This is a genomic window from Tolypothrix campylonemoides VB511288_2 (assembly GCF_045999855.1).
Classification (GTDB): Bacteria; Cyanobacteriota; Cyanobacteriia; order Cyanobacteriales; family Nostocaceae; genus Scytonema; species Scytonema bouteillei_A.
The window spans coordinates 291,664-303,853 of sequence record NZ_JBFPMW010000002.1 but is presented as its reverse complement, the minus strand read 5'-3'; the positions used below and the strand labels follow the sequence as shown (position 1 = coordinate 303,853).

Here is a 12,190-nt window from a genome sequence, read left to right as displayed (position 1 = left end):
ACTAACCACTAACCTTCCCCCGTTTAACTTTTGATTTTGTTTGATGGTTGGCGGCTTGAGTTAATAAAGAGTCTGCAAAAGCGATCGCTTCTTGTGCGGACTTCCCACCCGCAAGTTGTGCGAGTTCTTCTCGCCGCTTGCTCAAGTTGTCCAAAGCGGTCACTCTTACAACAGTGCGCTGTTCTGAGTGTCCGTTGGTTGCTTTTTGACCTTTATCTGTATTAATTACTTGTTTGGCGACTCGAAAATGACGATCTGCCATAGCTGCGACAAGAGGCTGGTGAGTGACACACAGCACTTGATGGAACTGACCGAGTTGGTGTAACTTTTCAGCAATGGCTTGAGCGACCCGTCCGGAAACCCCAACATCAATTTCATCAAACACTAATGTTGCTACTGCATCAGCTTGGGAAAAACAAGCTTTCAGTGCTAACAAAAAGCGACTCATTTCACCACCAGAAGCAATTTCTGTTAAAGGTTGTAGGGGCTCTCCTGGGTTGGGGCTAAATAAAAATGTAATTTTATCTGCTCCTGCTATTGTCGGCCAAATTGGAGCAATTTCCACTTGAAACTTGACCTTATCCATTGCCAAAGGCTTTAATTCCTTTATCAGTTCTGCTTGTAGCGCAGCCGCAGCAGTCCGACGCAATTGAGTTAATTCATGACAAGCTTCTGTCAGTTGTGATAGGCATTCTCTTTCTTGCTTTTCCAAACTTTCTATAGATTGCTCGGTATTATTAAGCTGCGATAATTCTTCATGAATGCGTTGGTAAAAAGCAATAGCTTCTGCTAAAGTGGGTCCGTACTTGCGGCAAACTTGCTTTAACTCTCGAATTCGCTCTTCTACTTCTTCCAAACGTTGCGGGTCAGATTCTAATCCTTCCCCGTAGGCATTTACTTGCCGTGCAACTTCTGCTAGGGTTGCTTGAGCATCTCGAACCATGTCTAAAAGTGGTTGCAGTTGAGCATCATATTCAACCATGCTGGTTAATATCACCTCACTGTCTCCCAAAAGGTCTCCTGCTGCCGGGGCTTCATTATCATTTTGATACAAAGCTTGATAAACTTTGTAACTCATTTGCTGCAGTTCAACTACATGGCTGAGGCGTTCCCGCTCTTGTAAAAGCTTATCGAATTCGTCAGGATCGCTTAAGTTTGCTGCTTTTAATTCCTGTACTTGATATGTCAACAAGTCTAGCTGTTGTAGCCGTTCTCGTTCTGATGTTCGGCGTTTTTCCAGCACTAGGTGAGCTTGTTGATAGGCTCCAAAAGCCGTCGCCACAAGTTGGCGCTGCTGTATTAAGGAGTGACCGCCATAAACATCCAACCAATCCCGAACTTGGGCAGATTGTCCCACCTGTACAGTTTGACCTTGAGCCGTGATTTCCACAAGGCGATCGCGCAGCCCCCCCATAACCTGGCGATTCACCAACACTCCATTCACCCGCGAACGACTGCGGATATTAGTGGCGGTTTCAGTAATTTCTCGACTCAGAATGATAGAGTTTTCATCAATTGAATCTATTTCCTGTTCGCTCAGCCAAGCGGCTAATGTAGAGTTAGAGGAAAAAGTAGCTTCTACCATTGACTTATTTGCGCCAGTACGAATGACACGGCTGGAGACTTTGCCACCAAGGACAGCATCAAGCGCATCTAAGATGATGGATTTGCCTGCGCCAGTTTCACCTGTCAACACGTTCAGTCCAGCGCCAAATTCCAATTCTAGTTGGTCAATGAGAGCAAAATTTTCTATTCGCAGAGAGAGCAACATCTAGTTAAATTCTCCGTGAGGACAGACGCCGGATATTTCCAATTCAAGAGACACTGAGAATAACCTGTACGCGATCGACTATACCAATACCATTAAACAAAAACCCCTTAAGTGTACCTAACTTAGTTTAATTTGACTTTCACAAAGATTGGTGGTGAGGATAGACTTTTTTTATCAGTGACCGATGACCGAGGGTCAGTAACTGGTAACCGGTCATGAAAACTAACCGATCGCGTAACAAATTGTTACAATATTTAACAAATAGATTCCGATTCAGTGGTAAAACCATGAATGCCAAAACAGTTTCCTACAGTTCTCAACCAAACAAAGATCCTTCTAAGACTATCTCAGTTATAGAAGTGTCTGTTAGCGAAAATCATGCAGGCAAATTGAGCCAAAATGAATTGTCTGCTACACAATCGAGTTTGAAAAATGCGGCGATAGCTCAGGGAGAAAGCTTACCATACAAGAGCGATCGCGTGCTTTTGAGTAGGAAACGTGAATCTGAAGAAATACGTTACGATGCCAGGGAAATTGCCGTACACTATCAGCAAACACCCTTAAAAGTTTTGCGTCGTGTATTTACAGTTCTAGTCCCAACCCTATCATTTATTTTTGGATTGTGGTGGGATAACAAACGAGGAGTTGTTGTCAAAAACGACCGACGACAAGCAATTAAACTGCGGAAACTCCTGACAGATCTTGGACCAGCATACATTAAAATCGGACAAGCTTTATCTACCAGACCAGATTTAGTTCCTCCCGTATATTTAGAAGAACTTGCTCAATTACAGGATAAACTACCACCTTTTCCCAATGAAATAGCTTATAAATTTATTGAAGAAGAACTCGGTTTACCTCCAGAAGAAATTTATCCCGTTCTCTCAAACGATCCCATAGCAGCAGCTTCCTTGGGACAAGTTTACAAAGGTAGACTCCATACGGGTGAAGAAGTCGCTGTTAAAGTTCAACGTCCGGACTTACGAGAAAGCATAACTATTGACTTATATATTCTTCGCAAACTTGCTGTATGGGCGCAGAAAAAAGTTAAACGAGTACGCAGCGATCTTGCAGGTATTCTTGATGAATTGGGCTCTCGCATTTTTGAGGAGATGGACTATATTCATGAGGGAGAAAATGCAGAGAGATTTTTTCAACTCTACGGTCATATGAAAGACGTTTATGTACCCAAAATCTATTGGGAGTACACAAATCGTCGTGTTTTAACCATGGAGTGGATTAATGGGATTAAATTAACCCAAACAGAAGAAATTCGCTCGCGAGGAATCAACGCCCGTTATTTAATAGAAGTAGGCGTACAATGTTCTTTGCGCCAGTTACTCGAACATGGATTTTTCCATGCTGACCCCCATCCTGGAAATTTATTAGCAACTCTAGATGGCAAACTCGCTTATCTAGATTTCGGGATGATGAGTGAAATTCAGCCAAAACAGCGCTATGGTTTGCTCGAAGCGATCGTTCACGTTGTCAATCGTGATTTTGAAGCGCTAGCACAAGATTATGTCAAGTTGGATTTCTTGTCACCAGATACAAACTTAGCACCCATTGTTCCAGCTTTTGCTAAAGTCTTCGCTGAAGCTCAAGGAGCTAGCGTAGCTCAGTTAAACATTAAAAGTATCACTGACGATCTTTCAAATTTGATGTATGAATATCCCTTCCGCGTACCACCATATTACGCTTTAATCATTCGTTCTTTGGTAACTTTGGAAGGAATTGCAATTTATATAGATCCTAACTTCAAAGTGCTGAGTGAAGCATATCCTTATGTTGCTAAACGTTTATTAACCGATCCAGCGCCGGAATTAAGAGCATCTTTGAGAGATTTGTTATTTAAAGAAGGTAGATTTCGTTGGAATCGTTTAGAAAATTTATTACGCAATGCTCGCAATAATGAAGATTATGATTTCAACTTAGTTCTCAATCAAGGAATCGACTTCTTATCTTCAGAACGTGGAGCTTTCATTCGCGACAAGTTAATTGATGAAGTCCTCAAAGGGGTGAATGCAGCAACTACAAATATTGTACATAACTTTACATATTTGCTGCGAGAAAGAGTTGGAATTGCAGCCATTAATGAAACCCCTAGTGCGACTATCGAGCAACAACAAACTTTAGACCATATCAAACGTATCTTAAATATTCTTCAAGAAACTCGCGGATTTGATGCTACTCAAATTGCACCCCAACTGGCGCAGTTGTTATTTAATCCTGGAGTGCAGCGTTTGGGTCAACAAATAGCCAACCAAATAGCACAAAAAGCAATCTCACGATTTATTCGCCAATTGTTAGCATCGGAAGTACCAGCAGAAGAAGAGACTCGTGAAGATGGTGTTGTCAGTCAACCAAATCGATTGTCTTTACCACCTGCTAATTTGTAAGTAGTTGAGGGCAGAAGGATGTAGAAAAATATGGTTTTAAGTTTTAAAAGTTTATTAAGACTTGCCACCAAAATTTTCTGCATTTCTTCAACTTCATTGCTTCTCTAACAGTTATCGTTTTTTGCAAACTAGCCGAACGCATCTCATAACAAGCTAAAACGCATTCATAGAACCTTACAAACAGTAAAAGGAAATACTACGAACAAATTCTTAATTAAAAACTACCCGATCGCGCCCTCTTCTTTTTGCTTGGATGAGTGCTCTTTCTGCTGTTATCAACAAAGTATGAGGATCGGTTTGAGCTTCAGGAATCAAACTAGCAACACCAACACTGACCGTTAAAACATCAGCGGGAAGTCCGCCAATATTAGGATAATCGCAAGGAATTCCGAGAGCTTTCACTTGCTCTCGAATATCTTCAGAAACGTGTAAAGCATTAGCTGCATCTGTTTGGATGAGAATCGCAAATTCCTCTCCTCCATAACGCGCAACAAAAACTGAATTGCGAGCGCTATTGAAATCTTCACTTTGAAAAGATTGTTTTACACATTGATTAATAACGCGAGAAATTTGACGCAAACAGTCATCACCTGCGGTAATTCCGTAGGTCTTATTATAAATTTTAAAGTAGTCAATATCGCACAAAATGAGTGATAGAGGAACGTGTTTGCTCAAAGCTTTTTGCCACTCTATTTGAAGATAGGTATTAAAAGAACGACGGCTCACCAATTGAGTCAGTTCATCTAAACCTGAAAGAACGCGTAACTGTTGGTTTTCTTTTTCCAATTCTTGCAAACGGGGACCGCGATCGCTATAAGTGTTAAGTTGCTCTTGAAAATACAAGCGGTACAATTCACACGACGGAGTACAGCGATCGCCTTCAATACTGACCAACCCCATAGCATACAACTTATATGCCACAGGTAGTTCCATTTGTAAGGCACTTTTAGCAGAAACCACTTCACGGAAAGCGTCTCCTAATTCTGGTTTCTCCCGCAGAACCAACAAACATTGCCTGAGATACTCATTATAAATTCCTGCTTCGGTAGGTGCTTGTTGCAATATTTGCCCTAAATGGCGTTCCATCCCTCCCTTACTAACCAGGTGATACAAAGCCAACCTCACCAGATATGGGTGTCCTCCCACTATTGCCATGAGTTTGTCAGCGTCAGAACCGTGAAACCAGTCCAATCCGTGGCGTTGCGCCAAATCCTGCACTTGTTCTTTTGAAAATTCCGTTAACTTGATAGGTAAACCGATATTAAATGGAGAATGAGTCAAGTTGAAAGGCAAAAAAAATTCCATTGAGTAAGCCAGAACAAGACGAAGTTTTTGCCAAACTTCAACTAATTTGGCTTGTTCGTACCAAGAACGTAGAAGCGGGAGAAAATCTTCAGCAATTTCTGGATAATCAAATATCCAATCAACTTCGTTAAACACCAAAACCAGAGGGTTGTTGAGAGATGGAAGTAAATAGTATTGAAAATAGAGAGAGCAACAGACTTTACTACCGAGATCCTCATCCCAGTAATCGTTGAGTTTCAGTTCCAAACCCAACTCCCGGCTGACATTGGCGCAGAACCAGCGCAAGAATTTATCAAGATTGGCAAACACCGCCCTATCTGCTTGCTGAAAATCTAAATGAACCGTGCTGTAACCAAGGCTTGTGGCATGAGCAATAATCCGTAGAATTAGGGAACTTTTCCCCATTTTTTTAGGAGCTTTGATGCAAGTTACACTTCCTGGTTCTGCTATTTCCGCGTAAGCCAGTTCTTCAAGGGGTGAACGAGGAACGTAAAATTTAGAATTAAGTGATACCGGACCGCTAGGAAATTCTAGGGATGTGACTTCATCTTTACGGTTGAATTCTCGGAGCAATTGTTGTTGCGTTCTGCTTAAACGGCGGGGTTCCAGAATCTGACGGAAGTTGGATTTACCAATTGGCTCTTTCCAAAAGTCACTCAAAACTTGCCATAAATGAGAAGCGACTTTTCTAACCCTCTCTTCTCCGTAATGTGCTTCAACTGCTATACTTGTATAAGTTTTTCCTTCCCAAGAAGAACGTAAAACCATCTCTTGGAGTGGAGTTAACGAGTTCGGAGTGTTTGCCTTTAGTAGTAATACGATTTCATCTATAGTCATTTAGTCATCAGACCCGACTTGTGTGAACTTTCCCCAAATTTTTTCCTGTAAAAGTTTAATCGGTAAGTATTGATTCAAATGTAGCCTCCGTTTTGTAAGATTGGGCTAGACAATCATAAAAAAGCTACAAAAAAATATTGACAATTTTGTAAAATTCTGAGTTCTTTGTCAAGACCCGATTGCAGCTCTTTCAAGCAATTCTATACCAATCCTTAATCTGTTTAATTGTAACTTTATATACTTAGTATTCTGTCATTCTGAAAGAGTAGCAGGATAAAATGTAGCTAATTTTTTCCGGACAACAGTATTTGTGACCAAAGGACAGGTTACATTATTCTGTTTACCTTTTTTCAACTACCATCGAAATTGTTAATAGGGATTGACGTATCTCCCATGTCAGTTACAGGGGAAGTAACCATCTAGGACTATACCAGCACATTCTATGCATATACCGTTAGGGTGCTAAAGCAGCTATTGAGCTACAAGCTATTTTCCTTATCAGACTAGCAGCTATGTATACAGAAGGATCGGCTACTCATCATAGGGAAGCTCTACTTTCATCACGAAGCGCCAAAGCGTTAGCAAAGCTAGAGCAGCAGACACACCAAGCTTTCACAGAACTTTGCCAACGCTCACACACTAGTAGTTTGCAAACAGCATTAGCAGCAACTGGCTTGGGTCTGTGGGATTGGAATTTAGTGACTGACAAAACCTACTACGACCCTCAGTGGAAGCATATCTTGGGATATGAAGTAGAAGAAATAGAGAATCACCATAACTCCTTTGAGAAACTCGTACACCCAGAGGACTTTCCCAAAGTGATGGAGGTGTTAGAGGATTATTTAGAAGGTCGCATACCAGTCTACGAAGTCGAATTTAGAATGTTAGCTAAATCCGGAGAGTGGAAGTGGATTTTTGACCGAGGGAGAGTGTTTCAGTGGGATCGGTCCGGTCAGCCAGTGCAAATGGTAGGAACACACCAAGACATCACCGGACAAAAACTTCAAGAACAAGCATTGCACCAGATGAGAAAGCGGGAATGTTTGCTAAATACCATCCGCAAATTCATTTATTCTCGTTCTCAGCTACAGCCAATACTTGAAACAATAGCAAATGTTGTACGACAGTTTTTACAAACAAACCGCACAGTCATTTATCGTTTTTCTAAGGATGAAAATCGAGTGATGGCTGTTGAGTCGGTCAACGAGCAAAATCAATATATTTACTTAGATAAACGTCAAACTAAAACCAGTTTGGTTTTTCCCATCTCTCTGAAATTAGACGACTATCAAAATACAATATCTCCAATTCCAAATTCCCACCTGCAAGTTGTCAACCAGGAAAACGAACTTCTTCGCTGGTGTTGTCAAAACAACTTATGGGGCTTGTTGGTAATTTACGATAGTTCCAGTAACCGTCATTGGCAAGAATGGGAGATAGAAACTTTAAGACAAGTCAGTTTTGAAATTGCGATCGCAATTCAGCAACGCCAGTTAATTGAACAAGTTCACCAAGAAATTGCCTCAAGAGCAATTGTCGAAGCTCAAGAACAAAAAACTACACAGCAACTCAAAGACACTCAGGAAGATTTAAAGAATTTCCGAGAGAAGTTATTGCAAAATGGTAAAATGGCTAATTTTGGTAAACTTGTAGTAGATGTAGCGGGTGATATTTACCATCCCATTCATTTGATAACTGCTTACCTAGATCCTGTTAGTCAGTATGCAGAAGAATTAATTCGATTGCTAGAATTTTGCCAGCAAAATTATCCTAAATCCAAAACAGAATTTACATCAGAAATTCAAAAATTGGACTTAAATTTTGCGAAACACGATATTTTGAAATTGCTGTGGTCAATGCGATCGAGTTCCGAACGCATTAAAGAAATTGCCTCTGCCTTATGGAGTTTTTCAAGGTTAGAAGACGAGAAAATGGTGAAGGCTGACATACATACAGGGTTGGATTGCGTTTTGAGAGTTTTACAACACCGTTTAAAAGAACAACCTGGTAGACCTCGAATACAAATTATTAAAGAATTTGGGGAGTTACCACTCGTTAAGTGTTATGCAAGCGAGTTAAATCAAGTATTTATGAATATATTAAATAATGCTATCGATGCATTAGAAGAAAGGATACAGCAGGATAATTCCTTTATTCCAAAGATATGGATTCGTACAGAAGCTATCAACAATCCTTTCTCATTAGTTGGGAATTATAGCAGTCAACCATCAAAGCAACGTAAAATTGTTATTCGTATCTCGGATAATGGCAAAGGAATTCTTCCTCACTTGAAGAAACACATTTTTGAACCCTTTTTTACCACCAAATCAAAAGGCAAAGTAGGAGGAATGGGACTATCAATCAGCAAACAAATTATCGTGGAAAAACATAAAGGGAAATTGAAGTTTAACTCTCAATTAGGTCAAGGAACGGAGTTTGCAATTGAACTAAGCTATAAAACTATGACTTATGCCGATCTTATACAAGGTGCGAGTTTTTAGTATAAGTTATTAAGTTTCTACTTTCCAATCCGAAATTCCCCATTAAACTAAACTGCAAAGACAGAAATAACTCAAAAAAGGAAAAGAGGAAAATTGGGAATTTTTTAGCGGAACAGGAGTCGTTACAATATTCAAGTTTGGTAGCAAGAGAGCAAATGGGAGTGGGGTTTAATCTCGCTCCTTTTTTTTAGTAAAATATTTAAATTGGTTAGAGCCCCGACTTCTCCAAGACATCGGGGATATCGCAGCCTATATTACCCAATCCCCAATCCCAACATGACTCCAACCATTTCCTTTAAACCTCGAAAGCTACCAACTCAAGCGCTAGGAGCAAAGATTTTTCATTGGGTTAATATCATCAGCTTATTTATCATGCTTACCAGTGGTTTGCAAATTTATAATGCCAATCCTGTATTTGGCGGGCGGGGTGGTTGGCATATTCCGCCTTTATTTACAATGGGAGGTTGGCTAGCAGGCGGTAGACATTGGCATTTTGCTGCTATGTGGTTATTTTCGTTGAACTTGCTGTGGTATGGAATTTATATTTTAGTTACACGACGCTGGCGTTATCGATTTGTAGGAACCAATGACTTGAAAGCACTACAAAAAAGTAAAAATTCTCAACGTTTAATCTATGCTTTTCATCGTATTGTTTATACATCTATAATTCCTATCTTACTTCTAGCTTTATTTACAGGAATAGGAATGTATAAGCCCGCGCAATTCTACTGGATTGTAGATATATTTGGGAGTTGGCAAGCACTAAGAATAGTGCATTTTTCCTCTGTGCCAATTGTTGTTTTGTTTTCAGTGATTCACTGGTTTTTGGGACGTAAAGCTGGGGGTACAGAGTTAACCGACTCTATGTTTTGGTAAAAGATTTAAGTGATTAGTTGCTATTAATAACTAATTGCCGAGCGTTAACAACTAAGAAATAAAAAATACCAATTTTATGAATATAATTCGTGTAAATCGCCGTCAATTCCTCAATATTTCAGGGATTTCTAGTCTTGGTTTTTTGCTAAGTGGATGCGGTACACCTTTATTTGAGGATATTGTAGGAAAAATCTCCGAACCCCTAAATCAAAAAGTGGAAGCCTTGTTATTGAATCCACAAAAGCCCGTTCCTGAATTTTCTGCTAACGAGATTGAACCAGAAGCATTATTAGTCAATAGCTTTAGAGATAATCCAATTATTGACATGACGAAATATCGTTTAATTGTTGACGGTGAAGTGAAGCATCCTCTCAATCTTAGCATGACAGACATTCAAGCTTTGCCTTTAACATCCATGATTATTCGTCATGTTTGTGTTGAAGGATGGGCTGCGATCGTGCAATGGGCGGGTGTGCGTTTGCAAGAAATTATTGCTCTTGCTCAACCTCAGCCAAATGTTAAATATGTTTACTTTAAATCCGCTGATGGCTACTACTCAAGTTGGGATATTGCTTCAGCCTCACATCCCCAAACTTTGTTAGCCTATCAAAAAAATGGTGAAACATTACCAGTAGAGAATGGCGCACCTTTGCGTTTGGCTTCTCCTGTAAAACTTGGATACAAACAAAGTAAGTGGGTGACTCAAATTACGCTAGTAAGTCAATTATCGCTTTTTAAGGGGTATTGGGAAGACCAAGGTTATGAATGGTTTGCAGGATTGTAGCTCTGATGCAACGCGCTGCCTCGGCTATACAAACGCTCGTCCACGTAGGTGGACTTTGTATTAGTCCGCGCAGGCGGACTTAGCTTGTATAGCCGCGATTTCCAATCGCCAGGTGTTTTGTCTCATTGCGATGCTCCCAGTCTTAACATCAATTCAATCTTTAACTCACTCATTTAGTTGTCAATACTATTGCCCGTAAAATTGAGCATAAGTTCAATCTCTTTTGCCGTTTATCCTTTTAAAAAAATATGAACTTTTTTGACAAATTAAATGGAGCGATCGCACAAAATCAAAGTTTGCTTTTTGTCGGACTTGACCCCAACCCGGAAATGATGCCTCTTGGATACGAATCCCAAAATATAATACCTCGGTTGTGGGATTGGTTGCAATTTATTATTTCCAAAACAGCCGATAAAGTTTGTGCGTATAAACCCACCCTAGGTTTTTATGAAGCTTTGGGTATTCCAGGCTTAGAACTGCTGCATCAAACCCTAGCAATTATTCCTTCCCATATTCCAATTATTTTAGATGCCAAACACAGTGACTTAAACACAAGTACTATCTTTGCTCGTACTGTGTTTACAGAGTGGAATGTGGATGCTGTAACTTTGAGTTCTTATGCAGGACAAGACCATATTGCACCGTTTTTAGTTTATCCAGATAAAGCCGCTTTTATTTTATGCTGTACTTCCAATCCTGCGGCTATGAAGTTACAGCACTATCCTACAGATGAATCACCTTTTTATTTACAAATAGTTAAAGAATCTAGAACTTGGGGAACTCCAGAACAATTAGGTTTGGAAGTAGGAACAACAAAGCCTGAAGTCATAGCACGAATTCGTGCAACTGCTCCCGAACGGATTATTATGACTCGCAGTATCTGGGCAGAAGGGAACAATATTAATCAAATTTTAGCAGCTGGTTTAAATAAAAATGGTGATGGTTTGTTAATTCCCATACCGCAAGATATGCTATCACAGGAAGATTTATCCGAACAAGTCCAGTCTTTACAAGAAGAGATCGAGCGAGCAAAAACCCAAATTAATCTTGATGCTTCGAGTTGTTCTGTTTGGTTACCCGATCTTTCTTTGGTCAATCAACATCCCCTACAAGATTTGATTTTGCAGCTTTACGATATTGGCTGTGTCATGTTTGGCAACTACGTGCAAGCCTCAGGTGCTGTATTTCCTTACTACATAGATTTACGCAAAATTATTTCCAATCCGCAACTTTTTAATCAAGTTCTTAAGGCATATGAGGATATTTTAAGAACACTAACATTTGATAGAGTCGCAGGTATTCCCTATGGGTCTTTACCTACAGCAACCGGTTTAGCCCTGCGTCTCCATTGTCCCATGATTTTCCCCCGTAAAGAAGTAAAAGCTCACGGTACCCGACGGGTGATTGAGGGAGAGTTTTATCCAGGAGAAACAGTTGTGGTAGTTGATGATATTCTTATTAGTGGCAAAAGCGCAATGGAAGGAGCAGAAAAATTAAAATCTGCAGGATTAAATATTAAGGATATTGTGGTCTTTATCAACCACGAACAAGGAGTTATGGACAGGCTGCAAGAAAACGGTTATCGCGGGTATGCAGTTTTAACAATATCAGAAATTACAGAAACGCTCTACAAAGCCGGACGTATCGATCGAGAGCAATTTTTAGCTTTAAGGACAGAAGAGTAGTTTTGCAGTCATGTTGTCAAGTATTTCTGAGC

General features: G+C 40.1%; 7 protein-coding genes. 5 read left to right on the top strand and 2 right to left on the bottom strand.

The annotated features are described in order from the left end of the window. Position 1 precedes the first annotated feature (1 nt). Positions 2-1,771: a DNA repair protein RecN gene (recN, locus tag AB0756_RS05695; protein WP_038087319.1), complete on the bottom strand. Its 1,770-nt coding sequence runs from the start codon at positions 1,769-1,771 to the stop codon at positions 2-4. Positions 1,772-2,058: 287 nt separating this feature from the next. On the opposite strand from recN, the gene AB0756_RS05690 reads away from it, so the two are divergent. Next, on the top strand, positions 2,059-4,170 hold the full coding sequence (locus AB0756_RS05690; RefSeq protein WP_038087321.1) for an ABC1 kinase family protein: 2,112 nt from the start codon (positions 2,059-2,061) through the stop codon (positions 4,168-4,170). 210 nt (positions 4,171-4,380) lie between these two features. On the opposite strand, the gene AB0756_RS05685 is transcribed toward AB0756_RS05690, so the two are convergent. Continuing rightward, the gene (locus AB0756_RS05685; protein WP_038087324.1) at positions 4,381-6,312 is read right to left on the bottom strand and encodes an AAA-like domain-containing protein; all 1,932 of its coding nucleotides are present in this window, start codon (positions 6,310-6,312) and stop codon (positions 4,381-4,383) included. Positions 6,313-6,824: 512 nt separating this feature from the next. Here AB0756_RS05685 and AB0756_RS05680 point away from each other — a divergent pair. The 4 genes from AB0756_RS05680 to AB0756_RS05665 all read left to right on the top strand — a co-directional run bounded on the left by AB0756_RS05680 (position 6,825) and on the right by AB0756_RS05665 (position 12,158). Continuing rightward, on the top strand, positions 6,825-8,813 hold the full coding sequence (locus AB0756_RS05680) for a PAS domain-containing protein (protein ID WP_050046321.1): 1,989 nt from the start codon (positions 6,825-6,827) through the stop codon (positions 8,811-8,813). Between the two features lie 276 nt (positions 8,814-9,089). Beyond that, positions 9,090-9,689 carry a cytochrome b/b6 domain-containing protein gene (locus tag AB0756_RS05675; RefSeq protein ID WP_038087325.1) on the top strand — a complete coding sequence of 200 codons (600 nt, stop codon included), beginning with the start codon at positions 9,090-9,092 and terminating at the stop codon, positions 9,687-9,689. 76 nt (positions 9,690-9,765) lie between these two features. Continuing rightward, the gene (locus AB0756_RS05670) at positions 9,766-10,473 is read left to right on the top strand and encodes a molybdopterin-dependent oxidoreductase (protein WP_038087328.1); all 708 of its coding nucleotides are present in this window, start codon (positions 9,766-9,768) and stop codon (positions 10,471-10,473) included. A 248-nt stretch (positions 10,474-10,721) separates the two neighbouring features. Continuing rightward, positions 10,722-12,158 carry a bifunctional orotidine-5'-phosphate decarboxylase/orotate phosphoribosyltransferase gene (locus AB0756_RS05665; RefSeq protein WP_038087332.1) on the top strand — a complete coding sequence of 479 codons (1,437 nt, stop codon included), beginning with the start codon at positions 10,722-10,724 and terminating at the stop codon, positions 12,156-12,158. The last annotated feature ends 32 nt before the right edge of the window (positions 12,159-12,190 follow it).